A 23,043-nucleotide genomic window follows, 5' to 3' on the forward strand; every position below is an offset into this window, starting at 1 on the left:
TCTCTCGCCCAGCCCTGTGGACGCGGCACCTTTGCCTCAAGCATCCGCTGCCGATATGAGCGAGTCCACCGGCTTGCGCCGCGCGCTGGTGGAAATCACAGCACGGGCTGGCGCCGCGACGATGCTGAGCCTGTTCGCCTACGCCGCGATCATGCAGTGGCGCGCGGCGCCCTCGCGGATCACGTTGCTGCTGCTGGTGGTGGCCGCGTGCGTGACAGTCGGTCTTTCGCTGTTTTCGCGCGTGCCGATGAAGCGCGACTGGCGGCTGTTCGCGTTCGTCTGTTCGATGGGCGGCACGTATTACTTCCTCGCCGTGCGTCTTGCACCCGGCGCGCAACTGGTGCCTGAGATGGTCGGCGCATCGTTGCAACTGCTGGGGATTCTCTGGCAACTGTTCGCGAAGGCGTCGCTGCGCCGTTCATTCGGCATCTTGCCGGCGAACCGTGGCGTCGTATCGCGTGGCGCATATCGCTTCGTGCGTCATCCGATGTATCTGGGTTACTTCATCACCGACATCGGCTTTCTGCTGGTGAACTTTGGCCTGCAAAACCTTCTGGTGTACGGCTGCCAGTTTGCCTTGCAGGTCGGACGGATCGTGCGGGAAGAGCAGCTTCTATCGGCTGACGAAAGTTATCGGACGTACAAGGGGCGGGTACGTTATCGCGTGATTCCCGGCGTCTTCTAACCAACACTCGCCCCACGCACCGCTTTCCCACCCGTCAAACACACAACCATAGTAGCCACGACGAGCACGCATAACGCCACGCGCAAGCCGAGCAAACCCGCACCGAGTCCGATCAACGGCGGCCCCACCAGAAAGCCGGCATAACCCGCCGTGGCCGCCATCGAAACACCGACAGCCGGCGTCTCAGTCGAGCGGCCCGCCGCACTGAAAATCACCGGGACGATATTCGCGAGGCCGACGCCGACCATGGCAAAGCCCACGCAAGCCGTGAGTACGGTGGGCAGGCTCAACACCAGCGCGAGTCCAGCCGCCGCCAGCAGGCCGCCGAAGCCGATCACCTTGCTCGAACCGAAGCGCCGCACGGACACATCGCCGACGATGCGGCAAGCCGCCATCGAGAACGCAAACGCGGAATAGCCGACCGCCGCGACGCTGGCCGCTTCGGTCAAGGTAGCGCGCAAATACACCGCGCTCCAGTCGGCCACCGCGCCTTCCACCATCATGCAAAGGAACGCGAGCAACGCAAGCTTCATCACTTTGGCGTTGGGCAACGCGAAGCCGCTGGAGGACGCGGCCGCGCGCGGACCGAGATCACGCAACGCCAACACCGCGGCAGCGGCCATGAGGACGGCGATGAACACGGCCGGCAGCATGAGACCGCCGATCACGCCGACGCCGTTTTTCTGCAACATGGCGCCCGTCGCCGCGCCGAGCAGGCCGCCCGCACTCCACGCCGCGTGAAACGACGACATGATGGGCGACTTCCATTGCGTTTCGATCGTGCTGGCGTGGCCGTTCATCGAGACGTCGAGCGCGCCGTTCGCCGCACCGAGCAGGAGGAGCACGATGCCCAGTGTCGCCAGGTTCGGCGCAAAGGCGGGGAGCGGGAGCGCGATGACAAACGCAGCGCCGAGCAGCGCGGTGGCCCGGCCGCTGCCGAAGCGCGGCGCCAACTGTCCGGCCAACGGCATCGCGATGATGGCCCCCAGCGCGAAGGCGAACAACGCGATCCCCAACGAAGTGTCGCTGAGCGACAGGCTTTCCTTGATACGCGGCACTTCGACTGCCCAGGCGCCGATCCCGAATCCGTTGGCGAGAAACACGCCGAGGGTGGCCACCCGCTCCTTGAGCGGTTTCATGAGTGGCGTGCTGATCGGAGTAACGAGTGTTTTCATGAGCGCGCCACCATCACGTTGTCGCACACCGCTGCGAGTTGGGTACGCCGCGCGGCCGTCACATCCGCTTCGACGAATAGATGGTCCACGGCGCGCGCCGGCGCGACGTAAAACGGCGCAGCGGTCATCAGTTTTTCCGACGTCACGGCGATGGCGACCTGGCTGCTGGCCTGCACCATCGCCCGCTTGAGTTCGGCCTCTTCAGCATCGAACGCGGCGACTCCTTCGTCCGGATCGAACGCGCACGCACCCAGAAAGCAGAGGTCGGCTTTGATCTGCTGGATCTGCAGCAGGGCGGTGGCGCCAGTCGCGCCGGCTGCGTGCCGAGCGATGCGCCCGCCGATGAGAATGATGTCGAAGCCCGGCCGGTTCAGAAGGCGCGCGCAAGCCTCGGGCGAGTTCGTCACGACGGTTAGATCCGCGTTGTCCGGGAGCGCCGCGGCGATCGCGACGTTGGTCGACCCGGTGTCCAGCAAAATGATCTGTTTGGGCCGGACGATGGACGCCGCGACGACGGCGAGAGAGGCCTTCCGATCCACGGCTTCGTGCATGCGGACCGAGGCGTCTACGCCGGCAGGCGAGATCAACAGGGCGCCGCCGTACACGCGTTTGCAATGGCCCTGATCGGCCAGCTCGCGCAAGTGACGGCGGACCGTATGTTCAGATGTTTGGAGTTCAGCCGCGAGTTCGGATGCCAATACGCGGCCCTGCGCCCGTAGCCGTTCCAGAATCAGCCGCTCCCGTTCCTCGGGCAGAAGCCCGTCCACTGCGTCCTGCCTCGTTCGTTGCATGACTTCACCTTGCTCGATTGCGAAACGATCATAATCGAGCATAATTTAACGTAAACGAGCATGGCGAGCAACGGTGCAGTCGAGATTCTTCTGAAGGGACGGATTTGGCAGGTTGTTAAGGCGTTGGCGCCGTCTGGGCGGTCTGCTTAAAGGGGCTGGAGGCCTGTAATCGCCGAGGCCGCGATCCATGCGCGCCATTGCGACGTGAAATTGAATTCGGCATCGATTGCAAATGCCGAGTCGAGCGCTTCGTTGAGCGTCGTTCCACGTTGCAACGCATCGAAAGCCGCATGTGCGGCGGCGCATTGAACGAGTATCTGCGGCTGCCACTGCGGTCGCACGACCAGTACATGGGTCGGTGACTCGAAATTTGCCGGAAAGGAGCCACCTGGCTGATGCGCTGCCCAGATATCGGCGATCGCATAGCGCGACGAGATGAGCGCGCAGGCGGGATGCACGGCCAGTTTCGCTTCGAGCAAATCCTCGGGGCGGATGGCGGCCCATTCTGCAGGCGTAAGCACGTTGGCGTCCGCGGCAAAGTAGGCCAGATGCAGCGACCATTCGAGACGCGCGAGATCGGCGAAATAGCGGAAACGGGGAGCCTGTTCGTAGGTTTCGATGAAAGCCGGTAGCGCTGCGCCGAAGCGATTGAGGTCGCCGCTCTGTGACGGATGGGTTTCTCCGTAAGCCGCTGACAGCGCAGCAAAGTAGTCTTCGCCGACTAGCGCCAGCAAGACGGGATAGGCGCTGGTGAGTGCAGTCCGACGGTTCGCGTGAATACTGCTTCGATAGAGGTCGACGCGCTCGCGCAGATTGCCCGTGAGCTTGATGCCGCTAAAGCAAGGTGTTTGTTCCGCGACGTATGCAGGACTCTCAGCGCGACCTTGCGCCTGATCGACTCCGCGCCCCGTGCATTGCAGCTGCGAAAGCACAGGCCGCTGTTCGCCCTCCAGCGATTCAGCGAACATGCGCTGCAGTGACTCAAGCGGCGTGCGCATCGCCGGCATCATGTTGATTCGAAGGGCTGAGGGCCGATCGCCTGGCGTGCACGGTGTTCTGAATATCACGTGCGCGATCCGCTTCATCGAGCAAGACGCTTAACGCCGGTACATCGGTATCCCACTCGATCAGCGCCGGTATCGTGCCGAACCGCTGCAGTGCGTATTCATAGAGCGCCCAGACTTCGTTGACGACACGTGAGCCGTGATCGTCGATGACGGCGACGTCCGTCACGCGATGACCCGCAAGATGAATCTCGCCAATCGTGCCGATCGCCAGCGCGTTCATGGCCGCGACGGCGTCCTCTCCATGATTGCATTGGTTCACGTATAGGTTGTTTACGTCGAGCAATACGCCGCAACCCGTGCGTGACGCAAGTTCGGCAAGAAATGCAGTCTCGCCGTACTGATCGTCGCGGAATCGAACGTAAGTGGAGACGTTTTCCAGTAGAACCGGCCGGCCGAGCGCGTCCTGCAATTCGCTGATACGCGAAGTGAGCAGCGAGAGCGCCGCCTCGGTCAAAGGCATCGGCAAAAGATCGTTCAGATGGCCGGCCGACGTCGCGCCCCAGCAAAGATGTTCGGAGACGACAGCCGGCTCGATCCGCTCGATCAGACGTTTGAGCTTCGCAACGTGAGCGAGGTCGAGTGGCTTCGTCGAGCCAAGGCCGAGACCGACCCCGTGCAAACTGACAGACAGGTCGCGTCGCACGGTGTCGAGCACGTGCAGATCGAAGCCGCCGTCGCCGAAATAGTTTTCACTGTGCACCTCGACCCAGTCGACCGCCGGCATAGCGTTGAGGAAGTCGCGGTAATGGGCATGGCGCAACCCGATTCCGATGCCGGGCGGCGCGCAGGCAGAAGGGACGAGGGGATGCATCATTGGCAGCGGCTGGCACAGGATCGCCGCATCCGCATCAGGAATGCTGTTCGTCGATCTTGCCGCCCATCTTCTGGCAGGTTCCTTTCGGCACGGTCTTGAAGTCGCCTTTGTCGTTGTCGACCTTCGCCTCACCGGCGCAGCCGTGCACACCGGTCTTGCTCGCACAGTCGTTCTGACCGGCCTTGGCGATGCCAAAGCACTGAACCTTCTCGTCCGCATGCGCGGCGCTGATGCCGGTGGCGGCGAGTCCTGCGAGGGCCGCGGCGATCAATGCCGGCCGGCTAAGTTTCGAGTTCAATTTGCTTCTCCTGAGTAAGCGGCGGTGGATCGCTCGCCGCACCATTTCAACCGTCGCTTCGCCATGGGCTGCTTCCGGGCTGAGGCGGTGCGCCTGATTCGCAGCGCCCGGGCCATGTGTAAGCCGATTTTAAGCCTGCCGCATTAATTATCCGGCATGTTACTGGCTCATCGTACTCGCGCTTTTCACGGCACAGGAGGCGGTGACTTTCTCGCCGTCGCTGAATGAGAACGCCAGCGGGATCGTCGTGCCGATCTTGAGCGGCTGTTTCGGATGCTCCAGCATCACGTGATAGTTGCCCGGAGCAAAGACGAGCGAGCCGTGCGCGGGCACCGCCACCTGATGGACCATCGCCATGGAAGACGTGCTGCCCTGGCTTTGCGTCTGATGCAGCATGGCCATGCCGAAAGCGTCAGTGCTGATACCGGTGAGATTGACGGGCTGATCACCCGTGTTGCTGGCCTTGAAATAGCCACCCGATGGCAGATCGCCCGGCAACGCGCGGATCCAGCAGTCCGATACGCTCACGGCTGCAGCGGCACCGGCGAAGGCCTGAATGGATGATCCGCACAGCAAGGCGGCGAGGAGAAGTTTGCGTGTTGTCTTCATGAGGTGTTCCTTGTTTTTAACAGCGGAAATGAAGCGTTAAGCAGCTTGCCGCGTGGCGCGGCCAAAAATCGTGCGATCGGCAAGCCACACTGCGAGCAACGTGGCGCCCATCAACGGAAAGACGATACCGAGCAGAACGAGACTGGTTTTCCAGCCACGCATCGGCGGTGCGGCACGTTCGCGCGAGGGTGCGCCGAGCGAGCGCTGCGGGCGTCGCTTCCACCACATCACGCAGCCGGTCACGGCCATTGCCGCGAGCCCAAGCGAAATCGCAGCGCAGAGGATCTGATTGGCGACGCCGAAATAGCGGCCCATATGCAACGACGTGCCGTACGACACGGCTTTCGACACCGCGCCGTAATCGCCGTAGCGGATGTCTTTCAGCACCGTGCCGCTGTATTGGTCGATGTACAGCGTGCGCTCGTCTTTCGGGTCGGCGGGAAAGTACGAGACGGTGTAGACGCCCGTAGCGGATGACGGCAGCACGATGTCGTAGCCGCTCTGGACACCGAGCGATGCGACGAGGGCGACGATGCGTCCGAGCGGCAGCGCTTGCGCCGCGTGTGCATCGGCGGATTGCGGCACCGGCGTGTTGCCGACGGCCCATGGCGTGAGCGGCAACGGCAAATCGTCCATCACCATGCCCGGCATCGAGTCCATGTTCGCCTGATCAGCGCCGTGCGCCGCTTGCGTTTCACCACGCGCTCCCGGCAGGACAGAACGCAACGGCAAACCGCCCCACGAACCTGGCGGCGCGCCAAGATTGGCGGCGGTCGCGAGCGCCTTGAACTGCTTACCCCATGAGCCTGTCCACGGCAGACCGCTCAGCACGAAGATGAGCGCACCGAGCGCGAGCCAGATACCCATCACGGCGTGAAGATTCTTCCAAAGCGCGCGTCCCTGCAGCGAGAAACGCGGCACCAGCGCAGCACGTGCGGTGGTCTTCCCGCGCGGCCACCAGAGTGCGATGCCGGTGCCGATCATCACCAGCGTCCAGCACGCGGCCAACTCCATCAGCAATTCGCCTGGTTTGCCGAGCAGCAGCTTGCGGTGAAGCATGCGGTCCACCTGCATGAAGCGGCGCTCGACGCTTAGCGTGCCCAATACTTCGCCGGTGTAGGGGTTCAGATAGACACTCTGTTTTTCGCCGTCGGCGAGGCGAAAAATGAACTCGGTGCTGCGATCCGGTGCGCTCGCGATAGGAGCCGTCACCGCGCGCGCACCGGTCGGCATCGCCGCGCGGGCTTTGGCGAGCAACGCGTCTTCAGTGAGCCTTGGCGTGGCTTGCGGTTCGACGATCAGGCGGTGCGGGTAAAGCAGCGGTTCGATTTGCGGCTGGAAGCAATACAGCGTGCCGGTGATCGCAAGCACGACCAGAAACGGCATCACAAAGAGACCTGCGTAAAAGTGCCAGCGCCAGAGCGTCCGGTAGCCGGCATTCGCTGCGCCTGTTGCCGAAGTCGCGCGTTGTGCGGTGGTGGTGGACATTCAATCCTCCTGAAGCAAAAATGGGTCGATCGGTTTGCGCAGTGATGCACGCGCTGGTTTGCAACTCACGAGTGCAAACCGCGCATGCCAATCGCGTGTTCACATACGCAACTTTGCTTCGACGTAAAACGTGCGGCCCGGATACGGGTGATAGACGAAGTAGCGCGCGTCAAACAGGTTGTCGACGCCGATACCAACTTCACTCAGCTTCGTCGGCTTGAACGTGAATTTCGCGTCCGCCACCGTGTACGAACTGGTGCCGCCGAATACATCGGGATTCGTGTCGGTATTGGTGAGCGTGTTGTATTCACGGCCGGAGTAGCGCGCGGCAAGCGTGATCGCTGCGCGTTCGTCGATGTGATACGTCGCGGCGAGATTCGCGCGCCACAGCGGAATCCGATAGAAGTACTTGCCGACGGTGGCCGGGTTCTGCGCATTCGCGATGATCTTCGACTGCGTGTACGCCACGCTCGCCAGCAGATCGAGACCACGCACGAATACATCCTGTCCCGAGTAGCTCGTTTCGACGCCACGCGAGCGCACCTTGCCGATGTTCTGGAAATTCGTCACATTTGGAATCACGGTCGTATCGGTCTGACTGAAGATCGTGTTCTTCACGTCGTCCTGAAACAGCGAGAAGCGGAACACGCCATTCCAGTGCGCCCATTCAGCGGTCAACTCCTTCGAGAGATCGTCTTCGGGCTTCAGGTTCGGATTGTTGTTGATGATCGAGGAGCCGTTGATTTGCCCCTGGAACATCTCACCCACCGTCGGAAACCGATAGGCGCGGCCAATCGATGCGCGCAAGCTCAGATCGTCAGTGACATCGAACGACAATGAGGCTTTCGGCGAAAAGTGATGCTGGTTCGCGTCGCTATACGGGAACACCTTGCCCGGCAGTGCCTGCGAGCCGCCGTAGGCTTGCCAGTCTTCGTACCGTACGCCGTAGACCAACTTCCAGCGCGGCAGAAAGTGCCAGGCATCCTGGGCGTACAGCGCCTGGGTCTGCGTCTTGCCCTTGAAAGCATTGGCAAACGAGGTCGCCGCGCCATCGCGCCAGTTCAGCGTGTTGTAGCTCTCGTTGTCGAGGAAATAGTTGTCGTAGTGATAGCCGAAGCTCAGCGCATGACTCGTCAGGCCCGCTTGCGGCGTGACGGGTGTGTAGGTGGTGCGCAGATCGAGCGTTTTCCAGCCGGTGCCGTCGCCGAAGATCACCGTGCCGGGGCCGTTGCCCGGCGCGCCCGAATTCGCGGTGCGCGCCACGCTGTTGCCGACGTCGTAGTACGAAGCGATTGCTTCGCCATTCCAGCCGGTGGCGTTGCGGGTTTTCAGCGTGAGCCCGTATAACCAGTTCTCGCTGTAGCCGAGGCTCGGGGCGAGGGCGGCCGCCGGAATCGTGTACTCGTAGCCGCCGATCGCGACCTTGCCGCTGTATACCGGGTTGCCGTTCGCGTCGCGCAGGAAACTCGACGTCGCGCTGTTATAGGTCTGGTGCCAATAGCCGAGTGTGAAGGCGGCCTGCAGTGTCGGCGTGAAGTCGTACTGCATCTTCAGCTTGAACTGGTCCTGTACCGTGTGTTCGATCCCTTCGCCGTTCACGCCGAGCACCGCGGTCGGCGTATTGGTCTGGTTGTTGTAGAAGTACGCGCCGGTCACCGGTGTGTCTCCGGCTTTCGCGGGCGTATTTGACTTGGCGAGCGTGGCGAATTGCAGCGGCTGGCTCGTGTTCTCAAGGTGATTCACGCCCAACCGATACGAGAACTTCCCGATCTGATCGCCGATCGACGCGCTTGCCTCGCTGCCGTTGAAATTCTGATTCACACCGAACAGGCTGAAGTGCTGGGTGAAGGCTTTGACGTCCGCGTCGGCTTCGAACTTCTTCGGCATGCGGGTGCTGATGAGCACCGTGGCGCCTAGCGAATTGCCCGGATAGAGCGCGGAAAACGGCCCGTAGATCACGTCGACCTGCTGGATCTCGTCGGGAAACACCATCGACCAGCGCGGCGGAAACGAATAACTATTGCCGAGCAGATTACTGAGCAGGAGGCCGTCCGCATAGACGAGACCGCGTGCGCTCTGCGAATTGCTGGTGCCGCGTACGGCGATGATCGAGTTCAGATCGCCGATAAAACGCTTGCGCACGGCAAGGTTCGGCATGTACTTCAACACGTCTTCGGTATTGACGACGTTCCAGTTGTCGAACTGTTCGCGCGTTACGGTTTCGACCGAAGCCGGCAGATTAGGGTCGACGGCGCGCGGGTTGGCGACGGAATTGGCACTGGCGGTAACGCTGACGGCAGGCAGCGTGGCGTCGGCGGGTGCGCTATCCGCGTGAGCCGGGGAGGCGATAAATGCCGGCGCCAAGGCCGGAACTAGCGCAGAAAAATAAGCCGGGAAATGCGACAGCGGCAGCCGGCCGGATGGAATGCGCCGGGCGCCGCGGCGGGCGCAAAGACGCAGCCTTCGCAAAGCGAAGTTGAGCATGAACGTTTCCTTGATGCATTGAACAGGCGATCGCGCGCCCCCTCAGCGGGTGCGGCAAATGCGCGATCAGGAACAACAGCGATCAGGAAACGGCGGGCGGGCCTCTTGGGCGTCCGGACGGGAACGCGCCGAGCGGCGTGAAGCGGGTGGAGAGGGCGGGCGGCACAGTGCCGGCAAGCGCGAGCGCGGGGGGTGGTTCGACGGCCGCAACGGTCGGCATGGCGACGTGATGCTGGAGCAGGTGGCAGTAGCCGCATGCGCCGAAGGCGTCGTCGTGGCTGAGATGGACGGGCGCCGGGTTGGCCTGCGTGGAATGGCTCACCAGGCTCTGATTGGCCGGCTGTAGCGCGGAACAGAGCGCCGCGAAGGGCTCGTTCGCGCGGTTCGACACCAGCATCTGACTCACGACCGGCGCGAACACGACAAGCCACATGGCGATCAGGCCAAGCCATGCGGTCATGCGGTTATGGGAGCGTGGAGTCATGGTGATGAACGTAAAGACGCGGGCGATTCTAGCACTGCCGCGCGGTCTTTTCTCCTGTGATTCCGCCTATAGCGTCGGATTAGAAGGCCGAAACCGGCTCATTTCGGGGCGTTACAGCGTGACTGTTTCCCTTAAGCTGCATGGTAAATGTTCGGCTTTCCCTGTCGGCGCTTCGACCTCCTGCGCGGCCGCGCAGATACGCGAAACGCCGGACAGGGCAGGCAAAACACGATTGACCCGGCTGACCGCCGCCACCCGTTACCACGACTCATGACTGCCACGCAGACGCCAGCATCCTCGATAGCCGACATCAATCAGCAGGCGGCATTGCTCTGCAAAAGCGGGCAATTCGCCGATGCCTGGTCGTTGGTGGAGCCGATCCTCGACCCGCACGACGAGGTGGAGGAAGACGCGCGGGCCGACGCGTTGAATATTGCGGGCGCCTGCTGGTACGGCATGGGCAATCTGTCCGACGCGGAAACCTATTGGCGCCAGTGTCTGCGCGCCAAACCCGACTATGCCGAGGTGTACAGCAGTCTCGGCATGCTGCTCAAATCGCATGGCCGCCTGTCGGCGGCCAAGGCGGTCTATCGGCAACTGGTTGCACTGCGGCCCGGCCAGGCCGACGCGCACAACAATCTCGGCACCGTCCTCTACGGGATGGGCTACCGGGATGAGGCGGAAGCATCGTATCGTCAGGCGGTGACGATCCGCCCCGACTACGCGGAGGCGCACTACAACCGGGCTATCGTATTGCACGAACTGCGTCGCCTGCATGAGGCGGAAGTGGCCTATCGCGAGGCGCTGATCGGGCTGCCGGAACACGCCGAGGCGCACAACAACCTGGGCAACGTGTTGATGGAACTCGGCCGCGTTGCCGAGGCGGACGCAGCCTACCGGCAGGCGCTGACCATCAAGCCCCAGTATCCCGAAGCGCTCAATAACCTCGGCGGCGCGCTGAAGGCGACGTATCGTCTGCCCGAGGCCGAACTGGCCTGCCGGCTCGCGCTGGCGATTCGCCCGGATTACGCGGAGGCGCACCTCAACCTCGGCGCGGTGCTGGCTGATCTCCAGCGTCTGCCCGAGGCTGAAGCGGCGTACCGGGAGGCAATCACGCATCGCCCGGACTATGCCGAGGCGCACTACAACCTCGGCCTCGCGCTAACCAGCCTGGAGCGTCTGCCCGAGGCCGAAATGGCTTACCGGGAAGCGATTCGCTGCCGGCCCGACATCGTTCACGCGCACAACAACCTGGGCTGCGTGCTTCGTCAGCTCGACCGTTTGCCGGAGGCTGTCGAGGCCTTCGCGCAAGCACTTACGCTTCGTCCTGATCTCGCCGAGGCTCACTACAACGTCGGGGCCGCGCTGGCGCAACTCAAGCGGCTGCCGGAAGCCGAAGCCGCTTACCTGCGGGCACTTGCTTTACGTCCCGATTACGGCGATGCCAGGTTCGGTCTGGCTGTGCTGGTGCTCAGCATGGGCCGCTTTGAAGATGGCTGGCGCTTGTACGAGTGCCGCTACGACCAGCCGGGTTTCGTGCATCACAAGACGCGTTCCATGTTGAGCTGTCCGCAGTGGCAAGGCGACTCGCTCGCCGACAAGTCCTTGCTGGTCTGGCAGGAAGACGGGCTTGGCGATATGGTCCAATTCAGCCGCTATTTCGCCTTGCTCAAGGCGCAAGGGGCCGCGCATATCGCCTTTGTGTGCCAGCCTGCCTTGCACCGGCTGATGGCTACGGTGGACGGCGTGGATGCCGTGCTCGATCACGATACGGCGTTGGCCCATGTAGCCGCATCGACATACGACTGCTGGACGAGCTTGTTGAGCGCGCCGCTGCACTTGCGTACGGCAGTGGACACGATTCCGCGCCCGGTCCGTCTCGCGGCCGAGCCGTCGCTCGTCGAAAAATGGCGGCCGATGCTCGAGACCCTGCCGCCCGGCCGCAAGGTCGGGCTGGTGTGGAAAGGCAATGCGAAACACCATAACGACGCGAACCGGTCGATCCCAACGCTAGCCACGCTTGCGCCGCTCTGGAGCGTGCCGGGTCTGAGCTTTGTGAGTCTGCAAAGAGGCCAGGGCGAGGACGAGGCGCAAAACCCGCCCGCAGGTCAGCCGCTGCTCGAACTCGGTTCGACGGTGAACGATTTCGCGGACAGCGCCGCGATCATCGAACAACTCGATCTGGTGATTTGCGTGGACACGTCCATGGCGCATCTGGCCGCCTCGCTGGGCAAACCGTGCTGGGTGATGCTGCCGGAGAAAGACATCGACTGGCGCTGGATGCACGAACGCAACGATTCGCCGTGGTATCCGCACACGCTGCGGCTATTCCGCCGGGCAGTGGGCGAAGACTGGACCGTGTCGGTCGAGAGAGTGCGGCAGGCGTGTGTGGAGCGGTTTGCCGTTGAACGCGCTACCGAACTCTGAACTCCTCCGGATTCCTCACTTGACCCGCAGCCCACGCTTGCGGCCCGCTTGCGTTGAAGCGTGGAACTGGCTCTCGGTCGCCTCGATCGCGTGGCCGAGGAACTGCAGGAACATGCTCATCGCGACGGTCGTGGTCAGGTCAGAGCGCTGATAAAGGCAACTGAACGACTTCGCGCCCGCATCGGCGAGCGCAGTCCACGCAAGCTTGCGTTGCGTCACATCCTCCGCCACGTTCTCCGCAATCAGGAAGCCGATCCCGACACCGTCCGCAACGAGCCGGCGCACCATCGAAACCGAACTCGTCTCCACCAACGGACGCGCCTTGCGTTGCTCGCGGTGGTCGATCTGATCCACCATGGCCCGCAACTCCGTATCCGGTGTCATGAGGATAAGCGGGTAGTCGAGGCAGTCGCGTAGCCGGGGCCGCTTGCCGAGCTTCGTCAACGGATGCCCAGGCGGCGTGACGAGCCCGAGGTGTTGCGAGAAGGCGCGCACTTCCACGACGCCGGGCGGCGGCTTGCGACGCAGGCCATAGCCGATGTCGGCTTCACCGGTCTCCACCCACTTGAGAATGCTCTCGCCGTTGCCCGAGCGCACGCTGTAAGTCACCCCCGGATAGCTTTTCATGGCGGCCTGAATGGCTTCGGGCACCAACTGCTCGGCCGATGAAGGCGACACCGCGAGGTTGATATGGCCGCGGCGCAACGAACGCAGGTCTTCCACCTGAGTCATCGCATTGTCGAAATCGCGCTGTCCGCGCCGCACCGCAGCAATGATGATCTCGCCAGCCGTGGTGAGTTGCATGCCGCGCGGCAACCGGTCGAAGAGCGGCGAGCCGACCTGCTCCTCGAGATTAAGAATTTGCTGGTGCACGGCGGCCGCGGTCAGGTGCAGCGATTCTGCCGCTTTGCGGATCGAACCACGCCTGACTACCTCGTCGAAACAACGGAATGTCTGCGATATTGGACGCATAAATCGACCGTATAGTTTTTTCATACGGCCCGTAAAGAATAATCAGATTTTATTGACGGAACGGATAGCCTAGATTTCGCTTCATCATCTTAACGGAGCGAACCGTGACCACGACAGTCGATCAAATTACCCAGCGGCGCCGCGGCGTCGGCCTCATCGCTCACGACCCCAGGGTTTCGTTCGGCGGGTATACGCTGATTGCTCCGCAAACTGCGGGTGGCCGCGTCTATCTCATCGATATCGAGGGCGCCATCGTGCACGAGTGGAAGATGCCGGTGCGGGCCGGCCGCCACGCCGTGATTCTTGCCAACGGCAATCTCGGCTACAACGGCAGCCATGCAAAATCGGAAGACCGTTACGCGCCATGGTCGATGTGGCACGGCGGCGATTTCTCCGAAGTCACGCCTGAGGGCGAGGTGGTCTGGCATTACGAAGATCCCGCGCATCATCATGACGCGCAGTGGCTTGCCAACGGTAATTTGCTTTACGCCGCATGCGCACCCGTGCCGGCCGGATTTGCCGTGCGCGTGCCGGGTGGCACGGCGCACGGTCCCGAAGAAGTCATGTACGGCGATGTGATCCGCGAAGTGAATCGTGCGGGCGAACTGGTGTGGGAATGGAAGGCATGGGAACACCTCAAGCCCGAAGACTTTCCGATAGCGACCGGCTTCGGCCGCTATCACTGGCCGCTCGTGAATGGGCTCGGCGTGAATGCGAAGGGCGAGGTGTTGATGAGCCTGCGCACCACGTCGGGCATCATCGCCGTCGATCGCAAGACCGGCGGCGTGACGATGCACATTCCGCCGAGCGTGGTGTCGCACCAGCACGCACCCGTGGCGCTCGCTAACGGCAACATTCTCACGTTCGACAACGGCAATTTCCGTAGCGGCGCGCACGTGGCTTTCTCGCGCGTGCTCGAGATCGATCCGTCGAACAACGAGGTGGTGTGGTCATACGCCGACGACATGGTGAATGCGTTCTACAGCGCTTTCATGGGCAACGCGCAACGACTCGCGAATGGCAATACGCACATCACCGAGTCGGCAACGGGCCGCCTCTTCGAAGTGACGCCCGCAAAAGAAGTGGTGTGGGAGTACGTGATTCCCTGGTTCGACCAGTACCCGGACGAAGCAGCGCGCAAAACCGGCCCTGGCCAGTTGAACAGCGTCTTCCAGACCTTCCGCTACAGCCGCGAGCAATTGCCGTGGCTGCGCGCCTGAACGCCGCGTTTTCGATCCCTCGGGGGTAACGTGAATCCAGACCCAGCCACACATAGCGTCGATACGCGCCTGCCTGCGTGGCAACTCGCGCTGTTCGGCTTGCAGCATGTCCTGTCGATGGCGGCTTCGCCCGTCACCGCGGTTTTTCTGGTGTCGAGGATGCTGTCGCTCTCATCGGACATGACCGTGCATCTGATCGGCGCGACCTTCTTTGCCTGTGGCGCCGGCACGCTGTTGCAATCGCTCGGGGCGGGGTCGATCGGGGCGCGGCTGCCCTTCGTGATGGTGCCGGGCGGGGCGCCCGCCATGCTGTTCGCCGTCATCGCCACGCAGACGGATCTGCGCACTGCCGCGGGCGCGGCGATTCTCACCAGCCTGTTCTACTGGCTCGTCCTGCCGGTATTCGCGCGCTGCCTGCGGTTTTTCCCGCGTGTGGTGGTGGGAACGATGCTGCTGCTCGTCTCAGTGAGCCTCATCAAGATTTACGCCGGCATCATCGTCGGCCAGCCGGGCACGCCTGGTTTCGCGCGGCCGCAGTCGCTCGGCCTTGCATTGCTCACGATCATGGCCACGCTGGCTGTGGCGCGCCTCTTCAAGGGCACGGCGGGGCGGCTTGCCGTGCTGCTCGGTCTTGCGATGGGCACGTGTGCCGGCTGGGCTATGGGACTGATGCCCGCAGGCGATATGTGGGGCGGTCCGCTCTTCACGCTGCCGGTTTTGCTGCCTTTCGGCATGCCGCGTTTCGACTTGCTCGCCGCGCTGCCGATGCTGATTTTCAGCGTGATCTCGATGGCTGAGGCAACAGGGCAGACGGTTGCCGTCGGCGAGATCACCGGCAGGAAGATCGACATGCGCCGCGATGTGCCGAGGACGATTCGCGGCGATGCGGTGGCGTCGCTGCTCGGCTCGCTGCTGGGCACCTCGCTCATCATCACGAGCGCGGAGAACATCGGCGTCGTGCAGACCACCGGGGTGCGCTCGCGCTACGTGACCGCGACGGCGGGTGCGATGTTGATGGTCATCGCGCTGTTTGCGCCGCTCGGACGCTTCGCTTACGCCATTCCCGCGCCGGTGGTAGGCGGCACGGCGCTGATCGTGTTCGCGATGATCGGCGTGATGGGCGTCAATCTGCTCGGCAAGGTCGACCTGCATGCACGCGGCAATCAATACACGCTCGCTGCCGCGCTCGTTGCGGGGCTGATACCGATTCTGGTCCCCAACGTCTACGCATCGTTCCCGGGCTGTGTGCAGATCGTATTGGGCAACGGCATGGCGGCGGGGACGCTCACGGCCATCGTCGTCAATCTGGTTTTCGGCGCATGGCATCTAAGCCCCGCGGAAAAGATTCAACCAACCTGATGAACTCGGGCTTTAACTTCTAACGCACGGCCACGCAGTTCTCCCTCCAGCGCTTCAACCAACACGCCATGAAAACCCATTTCGCTTTCCGCGCGACACTCGTCGCGTGCTTGCCTGCGCTCGTCGTTTCGACTGCGGCCAACGCCCAGAGCAGCGTCACGCTGTACGGCAGTCTCGACGCGGGTCTTGGCTACGTGAGCAACCTGCACGGCGCCCATGCGTATATCGCCGAGCAGGGCACCTTTCAGGCCGACCGCTTCGGGTTCCAGGGCGTCGAAGATATCGGCGCGGGGCGCTCGGTGGTATTCAGACTCGAAAGCGGTTTCGTCACGACAACGGGCGCGTCCGCGAGCAGCAGTACCTTCTTCAATCGTCAGGCCTACGTGGGACTGTCAGATCCGATGTTCGGCACCGTGACGCTCGGCCGTCAGACCGACTGGAATTTCGATTGGCTCGGCTCGGTGTCGACCGGTCAACTGCTCGGCGACTTCTCTGCGTTTCACCCGGGCAATCTCGATGGCCTTGGAAGCACTTTGCCCGTGCAGCTATCGAGCACGGTGAAGTGGAAGAGTGCCAACTACAGCGGACTCAGTTTCGGTGCGCTCTACGGATTTCCCGGCGCATCGGCCAGCAATACCAATGGACGGACCATCAGTTTCGGCGCCAACTATACGAACGGGCCGCTCAAACTGGTGGCGGTGTATTCCGAATACCGCGACCGTTTGCTGCCGCTTTCCAATGGACTCGGCCTGACGTCGTTCGAAGGGCAGACACTCGCGCCAGGCGCCACCTTCAACGCGAAACAGGTGCGCGACATGGGGATCGGCGGATCGTATCGTTTTGAACGCGTGACGCTGCATGCGCTCGCAACGGATGTGCGAATCCAGTCGGACGGCGGCAGCGAGCACTTTCGCACCATCGACGGCGGCGTCAATGTGCGCCTGACGCCTGCGGAGGAGATTGCGGCGGGGGCATGGACCGCGACACTCGCGGGGCGTCGCTGGACTCAATTGACCGTGGCGAACGTGTATTCGCTTTCGAAAGCAACGCAACTCTATGCCGATCTGATGTTCGAGACCGCAGGTGGCGGGGCGGTGGCGAATACGCTCGGGATCGGCGCGGCGTCAGGTGGAAGGCAGACGGTGTTTCTGAGCGGGATACACCATCTGTTCTGATTCGAGCGCGGGACGACGGAGTTGCAGTCGCGCTGTGCCGCGTGTTCGAGAACATCGTTGAACAACGCGCTCCTCAAGGTTCCAAGCCGGTCTCGCGTTGAACCGACTCATTCCGATAAACAGATTAGATGGCATTGCACGCTCCTTTAGGTGCTTCCTCGCCACCTTCGAAACCTACAATAGTACCCATCACATAGTGAATACAGGTGGGTTGGAAATGGCAGGCAAGGCGATGTTGGTGGTGAGCGCGCATAGCGCCGATTTCGTGTGGCGAGCAGGTGGTGCAATCGCTCTGCACAAAAAAAACGGATACCGTACGAAGGTTGTATGCCTCTCATTCGGCGAGCGCGGAGAGTCGGCCAAACTCTGGCGCAAGGGCGAAATGACGATCGAGAAGGTCAAGGCGGCGCGCAAGGAGGAGGCCGAGCGGGCCGCGGACATCCTCGGCGCGGAAGTCGAATTTCTCGATCTCGGCGATTACCCGTTGCGCGTGCCGGACGAGGCTCTGATGCGCCTCGTCGATGTGTACCGTGAACTGCAGCCGGCGTTCGTGTTGAGCCATTCGCAGAAGGACCCGTACAACTTCGATCATCCGCTCGCCATGCACGTGGCGCAGGAAGCGCGGATCATCGCCCAGGCCGAAGGCCACAATCCCGGGCAGAAGGTGGTCGGTGCGCCGCCCGTCTACGCGTTCGAACCGCATCAAACCGAACAATGCGAATGGATGCCCAATACGTTCCTCGATATCACCGAGGTCTGGGACACCAAGCGCCGTGCGATCGAGTGTATGGCGGGCCAGGAGCACCTGTGGGAGTACTACACGCGCGTCGCCCTGCAACGCGGCGTACAGGCCAAGCGCAATATCGGCATCACCGCCGCGCGCGATATTCAATACGCGGAAGGCTATCAACGCATCACCCCGGCCGTGACGGGAGAACTGGCATGAAGCGAGGCGTTGTGGTGACGACTATCCGCCGCGCCGATCCGCGCGACGTGGCCGTGCTGCAGCATGCGGGCGCCGCCACCGTTCACGAGGCGCAGAACCGGCTAGGCCTGCTTGCGTCGTACATGCGACCGATCTACTCGGGGCCGGCTATCGCGGGGTCGGCGGTGACGGTGCTGGTGCCGCCCTCGGACAACTGGATGCTGCACGTTGCCGTCGAGCAATGCCGCGAGGGTGACATTCTCGTTGTGGCGCCGACTTCGCCTTGCGAGGACGGTTATTTCGGCGACCTGCTCGCGACCTCGCTTACGGCACGTGGCGTGCGCGGACTGATCATCGACGCGGGATGCCGCGACGTCGCCTCACTCAGGGAAATGAAATTCCCAGTCTGGTCGAAGGCCGTGTCCGCGCAAGGGACGGTCAAGGAAACGCTCGGTTCGGTGAATATCCCGGTGGTATGCGCGCAGCAGATCGTGCATCCCGGCGATGTCATCGTTGCGGACGATGACGGCATTGTCGTCGTGCCGTTCGATACCGTGGCGAGTGTCGCGCAGGCGTCGCAAGCCCGGATCGCGAAGGAAGAGAAGACGCGTTCGGTGCTGGCCGGCGGCACGCTCGGCCTCGACTACTACGCGATGCGTGAGAAGCTCGCGCAAAAGGGCCTGCGCTACGTCGCCTCGGCCGAAGATATTTGACGGAGAGGCGAGGTCATGCCCAGTCGCGCACAAACGCGCATTCCGTGCATGATGATGCGCGGCGGCACGTCGAAAGGCGCCTATTTCATGGCGTCGGATTTGCCGGCCGATCCCGCTCTTCGGGACCGTGTTCTGCTTGCCGTGATGGGCTCGCCCGATCCGCGCCAGATCGACGGTATCGGCGGCGCCGATCCGTTGACGAGCAAGGTGGGGATCATCTCGCCCTCCACGCGCGACGATGCCGACGTCGACTATCTGTTTGCACAAGTCGTCGTGAACGAAGCGCGGGTCGATTTCGGACAGAACTGCGGCAATATTCTCGCGGGCGTCGGCCCGTTTGCGATCGAACGCGGTCTCGTGGATGCACGCGACGGCAGCACACCGGTCGCGATTCACATGGTCAACACCGGGCAGATCGCGGTAGCGACGGTAAGCACGCCGGGAGGCCAGGTTACCTACGAAGGCGATGCCCGCATCGACGGCGTGCCAGGCCTCGCAGCGCCGATTCCGCTCGAGTTCAGGGACACGGCTGGTTCCACTTGCGGCACGCTGCTGCCTACGGGGCATCTCAAGGATACGGTCGACGGTATCGACGTGACGTGCATCGACAACGGCATGCCCCTCGTGCTGCTGCGAGCGCGCGATCTCGATCGCACCGGTTACGAAACGCGCGAGCAACTCGACGCGGATGACGAACTGAAAGCGCGCATCGAAAAGATCCGGCTTGCTGTGGGGCCAATGATGAATCTCGGCGACGTGAGCGCGCGCACGGTGCCGAAGATGTGTCTGGTGGCCGAGCCTCGCCACGGCGGCACGATCAGCACGCGCAGCTTTATTCCGCATCGCTGCCACGCGTCGATCGGTGTACTCGGTGCGGTGAGCGTGGCCACGGCCGCGGTGCTGCCGGGTACGGTCTGCGAGGGCCTTGCCGAGGTGGACGCTGACGGCGCGCGGAAGCGCGTGTCGGTTGAGCACCCGACAGGCGAGTTCACGGTGGAACTCGTTCTCGGCGGAAGCCCTTGTCAGCCTGAAGTGCTGAGCGCGGCGCTCTTGCGCACGGCGAGGTGGCTATTCGACGGAGCAGTCGGCATTCCTTCGGCAGTGTGGCCGGCACGGACATAAGCGGACTTCAGGCGGGTCGCTTCGCTGGGTTTCAGCGCGGTTAGCGGTATTGCGGGTTGTTTGTGGAGTTCAACCCGATAAATAAGTCAGAGGCATCCGCGCTGATTGAAATTCTGCCTATTCTTAAAATTGATGCGCGTTGTAATAAATGTTTCGCAATGTCGAGGTAGGGATGGTCGCCTCGATAAAGTTTCGGTCTGTAAATACAATATTCAAATATAAACAGACTCAACGAATTCAAAATGAATCGATCGTGTTAATTAAGCCGTCGATTCAAACATTGGTGTGTTGAATGTATCAGCCATCAAACCATGCCCGGCGGGCATCCACGGGGCTGTGGCAGTGTTATCGAGGGGCATTGCGGGGCCCTGTAATGCGGAAGTATTCAACAGACAAAATAGCAGTTTTGATAAAGCGCATCCCGCATATTGCATTTGAAAATTGAGCGGTTATGATGGCGTCTCCCAGATGCGATTTCTCGAACGATCGCTTACGGAGACGGCAGGAACATTTGCCGGGCATTAAAGCTGGAGGGGGTAATTAATACTTCCCGCGCAGATGGACTAAATCGAGGAGACGATATGTTGAGTCCCCATGAATTCGCTACGTTAATGCTCATCAAGAACGCCCCGGATCAGATCGAACTGGGCCGCGCCGAGCTCGACGCTCTGCTCGAGCGACAACTCATATCCCTGGAAAACCTCGCGTCGGGACGTTCACGTCCTCAGATCACAAGCGAAGGCGATTCCATTCTCAAGGCGGTTGCCCGGATGCGCTAGGCATCTGCATCTGCGACACCCACATCGATTTATTCACCATCGCGATCCGCCGCAGCACACCCGTCCGATCGGGGCTTCGCGTGCCGGACCGAACTTTGAGGAATTCACAATGACTCTATTGAGTCCCGAGCAGGTTGCTGCACAGAAGGCCAACGTCGACGCGTTCTTCGGGGTGGCCGGAAAGATCTTTGAAGGCTTCGAGAAACTGGCCGCGCTGAACCTGCAGGCCGTCAGGGCCACGCTGGCCGAAACGCAGGAAAACATGGCGAAGGTGTCTGGCACGACGGAGCCGCCGCAATGGTTCGCGCTGCAAGCCGGTTTCACCGCACCCTTCGCGGAAAAATCACTGTCACACAGCAAGCAGGTGTTCGAGATCGCATCGAGCACTCAGGCTGAAGTGACGCAACTCGCACAGGCGCACTACGAGCGCTATAACGACCGCGTGCAGGCATTCGTCGAAGAAACGGCGAAGCATGCTCCCACCGGCTCCGAAGCAGCAGTCGCCGCATGGAAGTCCGCGATTGCCGCCACCACGACCCTGTACGAAACGCTGCAGAAAACGGGGCAACAGGCTGTGCAGTTTGCCGAAAGCAATCTTGATGTAGTCACAGCCTCGGCATCGAAGGCCGTGCAAGGCAACTCTGAGAAGGCTCCCGTAGCCGCGGGCGCGAAGCGATAGAACTGAAGCCGATAGTTCGCTAGTTCCGCAATGGAGGTCGCGATGAGTGAAGCAGTGGGAATCGTTATGGGTTCGTTCGTGCTGGCGATGGCGCCTGTGTTCGTCGCCGCTCATTATTACCGGGAGCAGATGCGTCGCAAGCGGCTTAGACATCTCGATCACCGCCACTACTGGCCGCATTGGAGCAAAGCCCGGCATTGAGCCTCCGCGCTCGCCAGGCTGTTATTGCCGTACCTAGGTGCTGCTGCGTTCCAAGGCGCAGCAGCACCTTCGGATTCTGCTGGACGTCTTGACCCACAGAATTTTCCAAGCCAAGGCTTCACGCCTTGGCTTTTTTTTTGTGCGCGTCTCTCATGGAAATCCCGTACGGCTCCTTGGTCTCCGTGTAAGCCGAGGGAAGGATTCGCTCTCCTAGAATCGGCCCATCGATGCAGACGGGCGGCACTCCGCCGCACCGGACAATAACGGAGACAATCGATGACCCCTCGCATTCGCACGTTGCGCCATATCGCCGTTGCTTCCGGCCTGCTGTTCAGTCTTGCGTCGCAGCACGCGATAGCCGCTGACGGCGAGAAGATCACGATCATGGTCGGCGGTATCACGAAGCTGATCTATTTGCCGGCGCGCCTGACCGAACAACTCGGCTATTTCAAGGATGAAGGGCTCGACGTCGAACTGCTGTCGCAGCCGGCAGGCGTCGATGCTGAGAACGAACTGCTGGCCGGCGCCGTTCAGGCCGTCGTCGGTTTCTACGACCATACGATCGATCTGCAAACCAAGGGCAAGGATGTCAAGGCGATCGTCGTGTTCGGGCAGGTGCCGGGCGAGGTCGAAATGGTATCGACCAAAGCGGCCGAAACGGTCAAATCGATGGCGGACGTGAAGGGCAAGACGCTAGGTGTGACCGGCCTCGGTTCTTCGACAAGCTTCCTGACGCAATACCTCGCTGGACAGCACGGCATCCCGTCCACGCAATACACGATGCTGCCGGTGGGCGCCGACGCGAGCTTCATCGCGGCGATCAAACAAGGTCGCATCGACGCCGGCATGACGACTGAGCCGACTGTCTCGGCATTGCAGAAGTCCGGCGACGCAAAGGTGCTTGTCGACATGCGCACAGTGGAAGGCACGAAGGCGGCATTGGGCGGCACCTACCCGGGATCGAGCCTCTATGTGCAGGCGGCATGGGCCGATTCCCACAAGGCGGAAGCAGCGAAGCTCGCGCACGCGTTCGTTCGCACGATGCAATTCATCAACACGCATAGCGCGGAAGAAATTGCAGCGAAGATGCCTGACGACTATCAGAAAGACAAACCGCTCTACGTGAGCGCGTTGAAAGCATCGCTGCCCATGTTTACGAAGGACGGCAAGATGCCGGCCGACGGTCCCGAGACCGTGCTGAAGGTGCTGTCGGCGTTCAACCCGTCGGTCAAAGGTAAGCATATCGAGCTGGCGAAAACCTACACCAACGAGTTCACCGGTTCGAAATAAGCCGGCGCTTGCCGGTCACTGCTGCGTGTTGGTTGCGGAGTGATTTCGTTGCGCCGCCGGTGCCGCTTTCGCGGTACCGGCGCCTCGCACGCATTTACCTGATGAATCCCGCTGTTTCCAAAGACGCTCCGGTGATCGAGTTCGACGCCGGTGGCGTACCGCTTTTATCTCCGAACGGCCTGCGGCGCTGAAGTGGGTCGGCATCATCCTGCGCGGCATCGATACCGCGTAGCGAGCGCCGAATTAGCGACGTATATCGGTGAATTCACTTAGTTGTGCCGGTGAT

23 protein-coding genes are annotated in these 23,043 nt (G+C 62.0%); 13 read left to right on the forward strand and 10 right to left on the reverse strand.

Features of this window, described 5'->3' with window-relative positions; translation table 11 throughout:
• The first annotated feature begins 55 nt into the window (after nt 1–55).
• Nucleotides 56–685 carry a methyltransferase family protein gene (locus BM438_RS22210; RefSeq protein ID WP_244179431.1) on the forward strand — a complete coding sequence of 210 codons (630 nt, stop codon included), beginning with the start codon at nt 56–58 and terminating at the stop codon, nt 683–685.
• Here BM438_RS22210 and BM438_RS22215 read toward each other — a convergent pair.
• The 9 genes from BM438_RS22215 to BM438_RS22255 form a co-directional block, all read right to left on the reverse strand.
• Nucleotides 682–1,860: an MFS transporter gene (locus BM438_RS22215; protein WP_093637853.1), complete on the reverse strand. Its 1,179-nt coding sequence runs from the start codon at nt 1,858–1,860 to the stop codon at nt 682–684. The two genes, BM438_RS22210 and BM438_RS22215, sit on opposite strands and share 4 nt — an antisense overlap.
• Nucleotides 1,857–2,651 (reverse strand): DeoR/GlpR family DNA-binding transcription regulator, encoded by a 795-nt coding sequence (locus tag BM438_RS22220; protein WP_093638246.1) that lies wholly within the window; start codon nt 2,649–2,651, stop codon nt 1,857–1,859. Before BM438_RS22220 ends, BM438_RS22215 begins: the two co-directional genes overlap by 4 nt.
• A 146-nt stretch (nt 2,652–2,797) precedes the next feature.
• Nucleotides 2,798–3,649: an HvfC/BufC N-terminal domain-containing protein gene (locus BM438_RS22225; RefSeq protein ID WP_167378433.1), complete on the reverse strand. Its 852-nt coding sequence runs from the start codon at nt 3,647–3,649 to the stop codon at nt 2,798–2,800.
• The gene (gene bufB, locus BM438_RS22230) at nt 3,633–4,532 is read right to left on the reverse strand and encodes an MNIO family bufferin maturase (protein WP_208620690.1); all 900 of its coding nucleotides are present in this window, start codon (nt 4,530–4,532) and stop codon (nt 3,633–3,635) included. The genes BM438_RS22225 and bufB overlap by 17 nt, the downstream gene beginning before the upstream one ends.
• 34 nt (nt 4,533–4,566) lie before the next feature.
• Complete coding sequence (locus tag BM438_RS22235) at nt 4,567–4,830, reverse strand: BufA1 family periplasmic bufferin-type metallophore (protein WP_236078141.1); 264 nt, start codon at nt 4,828–4,830, stop codon at nt 4,567–4,569.
• 159 nt (nt 4,831–4,989) lie between these two features.
• A complete protein-coding gene (locus BM438_RS22240) occupies nt 4,990–5,439 on the reverse strand; it encodes a copper chaperone PCu(A)C (RefSeq protein ID WP_093637862.1) in 450 nt (149 codons plus the stop codon).
• 36 nt (nt 5,440–5,475) lie between these two features.
• Nucleotides 5,476–6,927 (reverse strand): PepSY-associated TM helix domain-containing protein, encoded by a 1,452-nt coding sequence (locus tag BM438_RS22245; RefSeq protein WP_093637865.1) that lies wholly within the window; start codon nt 6,925–6,927, stop codon nt 5,476–5,478.
• A 99-nt stretch (nt 6,928–7,026) separates the two neighbouring features.
• Nucleotides 7,027–9,411 (reverse strand): TonB-dependent receptor, encoded by a 2,385-nt coding sequence (locus BM438_RS22250; protein WP_093637868.1) that lies wholly within the window; start codon nt 9,409–9,411, stop codon nt 7,027–7,029.
• A gap of 82 nt (nt 9,412–9,493) precedes the next feature.
• Nucleotides 9,494–9,895 carry a DUF2946 domain-containing protein gene (locus tag BM438_RS22255; RefSeq protein WP_093637871.1) on the reverse strand — a complete coding sequence of 134 codons (402 nt, stop codon included), beginning with the start codon at nt 9,893–9,895 and terminating at the stop codon, nt 9,494–9,496.
• Between BM438_RS22255 and BM438_RS44930 the strand changes: the two genes are divergently transcribed.
• Both BM438_RS44930 and BM438_RS22260 read left to right on the forward strand, forming a co-directional pair.
• Entirely contained in the window at nt 9,894–10,169 is a 276-nt protein-coding gene (locus BM438_RS44930) for a hypothetical protein (protein WP_143131738.1), read from the forward strand. The genes BM438_RS22255 and BM438_RS44930 overlap by 2 nt on opposite strands.
• Entirely contained in the window at nt 10,166–12,322 is a 2,157-nt protein-coding gene (locus tag BM438_RS22260; RefSeq protein WP_093637874.1) for a tetratricopeptide repeat protein, read from the forward strand. Before BM438_RS44930 ends, BM438_RS22260 begins: the two co-directional genes overlap by 4 nt.
• A gap of 15 nt (nt 12,323–12,337) precedes the next feature.
• Here the strand turns inward: BM438_RS22260 and BM438_RS22265 are convergent, their stop codons facing one another.
• The gene (locus BM438_RS22265) at nt 12,338–13,294 is read right to left on the reverse strand and encodes a LysR family transcriptional regulator (protein ID WP_093637877.1); all 957 of its coding nucleotides are present in this window, start codon (nt 13,292–13,294) and stop codon (nt 12,338–12,340) included.
• Between the two features lie 104 nt (nt 13,295–13,398).
• Here BM438_RS22265 and BM438_RS22270 point away from each other — a divergent pair, with 104 nt between their 5' ends.
• From BM438_RS22270 to BM438_RS22310, 10 genes are all read left to right on the forward strand, one after another.
• A complete protein-coding gene (locus BM438_RS22270; protein ID WP_093637880.1) occupies nt 13,399–14,514 on the forward strand; it encodes an aryl-sulfate sulfotransferase in 1,116 nt (371 codons plus the stop codon).
• Between the two features lie 30 nt (nt 14,515–14,544).
• Entirely contained in the window at nt 14,545–15,873 is a 1,329-nt protein-coding gene (locus tag BM438_RS22275; RefSeq protein ID WP_093637883.1) for a uracil-xanthine permease family protein, read from the forward strand.
• 68 nt (nt 15,874–15,941) lie between these two features.
• Nucleotides 15,942–17,048 (forward strand): porin, encoded by a 1,107-nt coding sequence (locus BM438_RS22280; RefSeq protein WP_093637886.1) that lies wholly within the window; start codon nt 15,942–15,944, stop codon nt 17,046–17,048.
• 217 nt (nt 17,049–17,265) lie between these two features.
• On the forward strand, nt 17,266–17,994 hold the full coding sequence (locus tag BM438_RS22285) for a PIG-L deacetylase family protein (RefSeq protein WP_093637889.1): 729 nt from the start codon (nt 17,266–17,268) through the stop codon (nt 17,992–17,994).
• Nucleotides 17,991–18,686 (forward strand): 4-carboxy-4-hydroxy-2-oxoadipate aldolase/oxaloacetate decarboxylase, encoded by a 696-nt coding sequence (locus tag BM438_RS22290; RefSeq protein WP_093637892.1) that lies wholly within the window; start codon nt 17,991–17,993, stop codon nt 18,684–18,686. Before BM438_RS22285 ends, BM438_RS22290 begins: the two co-directional genes overlap by 4 nt.
• Before the next feature lie 15 nt (nt 18,687–18,701).
• A complete protein-coding gene (locus BM438_RS22295; protein WP_093637895.1) occupies nt 18,702–19,808 on the forward strand; it encodes a 4-oxalomesaconate tautomerase in 1,107 nt (368 codons plus the stop codon).
• Between the two features lie 581 nt (nt 19,809–20,389).
• Nucleotides 20,390–20,587, forward strand: a complete 198-nt coding sequence (locus BM438_RS22300) for a hypothetical protein (RefSeq protein WP_054038930.1) — start codon at nt 20,390–20,392, stop codon at nt 20,585–20,587.
• 109 nt (nt 20,588–20,696) lie between these two features.
• Nucleotides 20,697–21,266, forward strand: a complete 570-nt coding sequence (locus BM438_RS22305) for a phasin family protein (RefSeq protein WP_093637898.1) — start codon at nt 20,697–20,699, stop codon at nt 21,264–21,266.
• A 42-nt stretch (nt 21,267–21,308) separates the two neighbouring features.
• Entirely contained in the window at nt 21,309–21,467 is a 159-nt protein-coding gene (locus BM438_RS45585; protein ID WP_166618145.1) for a hypothetical protein, read from the forward strand.
• Nucleotides 21,468–21,743: 276 nt separating this feature from the next.
• Nucleotides 21,744–22,757, forward strand: a complete 1,014-nt coding sequence (locus tag BM438_RS22310) for an ABC transporter substrate-binding protein (protein ID WP_093637902.1) — start codon at nt 21,744–21,746, stop codon at nt 22,755–22,757.
• Nucleotides 22,758–23,043 lie beyond the last annotated feature (286 nt).

It is taken from the genome of Paraburkholderia aspalathi (genome assembly GCF_900116445.1).
Classification (GTDB): Bacteria; Pseudomonadota; Gammaproteobacteria; order Burkholderiales; family Burkholderiaceae; genus Paraburkholderia; species Paraburkholderia aspalathi.

Bases quoted from the DNA above. Each gene is read 5' to 3' on its own strand.
- BM438_RS22210 (WP_244179431.1), top strand. From the start codon at position 56: ATGAGCGAGTCCACCGGCTTGCGCCGCGCGCTGGTGGAAATCACAGCA.
- BM438_RS22215 (WP_093637853.1), bottom strand. From the start codon at position 1,860: ATGAAAACACTCGTTACTCCGATCAGCACGCCACTCATGAAACCGCTC.
- BM438_RS22220 (WP_093638246.1), bottom strand. From the start codon at position 2,651: ATGCAACGAACGAGGCAGGACGCAGTGGACGGGCTTCTGCCCGAGGAA.
- BM438_RS22225 (WP_167378433.1), bottom strand. From the start codon at position 3,649: ATGCGCACGCCGCTTGAGTCACTGCAGCGCATGTTCGCTGAATCGCTG.
- bufB (WP_208620690.1), bottom strand. From the start codon at position 4,532: ATGATGCATCCCCTCGTCCCTTCTGCCTGCGCGCCGCCCGGCATCGGA.
- BM438_RS22240 (WP_093637862.1), bottom strand. From the start codon at position 5,439: ATGAAGACAACACGCAAACTTCTCCTCGCCGCCTTGCTGTGCGGATCA.
- BM438_RS22245 (WP_093637865.1), bottom strand. From the start codon at position 6,927: ATGTCCACCACCACCGCACAACGCGCGACTTCGGCAACAGGCGCAGCG.
- BM438_RS22250 (WP_093637868.1), bottom strand. From the start codon at position 9,411: ATGCTCAACTTCGCTTTGCGAAGGCTGCGTCTTTGCGCCCGCCGCGGC.
- BM438_RS44930 (WP_143131738.1), top strand. From the start codon at position 9,894: ATGGTGATGAACGTAAAGACGCGGGCGATTCTAGCACTGCCGCGCGGT.
- BM438_RS22255 (WP_093637871.1), bottom strand. From the start codon at position 9,895: ATGACTCCACGCTCCCATAACCGCATGACCGCATGGCTTGGCCTGATC.
- BM438_RS22260 (WP_093637874.1), top strand. From the start codon at position 10,166: ATGACTGCCACGCAGACGCCAGCATCCTCGATAGCCGACATCAATCAG.
- BM438_RS22265 (WP_093637877.1), bottom strand. From the start codon at position 13,294: ATGCGTCCAATATCGCAGACATTCCGTTGTTTCGACGAGGTAGTCAGG.
- BM438_RS22280 (WP_093637886.1), top strand. From the start codon at position 15,942: ATGAAAACCCATTTCGCTTTCCGCGCGACACTCGTCGCGTGCTTGCCT.
- BM438_RS22285 (WP_093637889.1), top strand. From the start codon at position 17,266: ATGGCAGGCAAGGCGATGTTGGTGGTGAGCGCGCATAGCGCCGATTTC.
- BM438_RS22290 (WP_093637892.1), top strand. From the start codon at position 17,991: ATGAAGCGAGGCGTTGTGGTGACGACTATCCGCCGCGCCGATCCGCGC.
- BM438_RS22295 (WP_093637895.1), top strand. From the start codon at position 18,702: ATGCCCAGTCGCGCACAAACGCGCATTCCGTGCATGATGATGCGCGGC.
- BM438_RS22300 (WP_054038930.1), top strand. From the start codon at position 20,390: ATGTTGAGTCCCCATGAATTCGCTACGTTAATGCTCATCAAGAACGCC.
- BM438_RS22305 (WP_093637898.1), top strand. From the start codon at position 20,697: ATGACTCTATTGAGTCCCGAGCAGGTTGCTGCACAGAAGGCCAACGTC.
- BM438_RS45585 (WP_166618145.1), top strand. From the start codon at position 21,309: ATGAGTGAAGCAGTGGGAATCGTTATGGGTTCGTTCGTGCTGGCGATG.
- BM438_RS22310 (WP_093637902.1), top strand. From the start codon at position 21,744: ATGACCCCTCGCATTCGCACGTTGCGCCATATCGCCGTTGCTTCCGGC.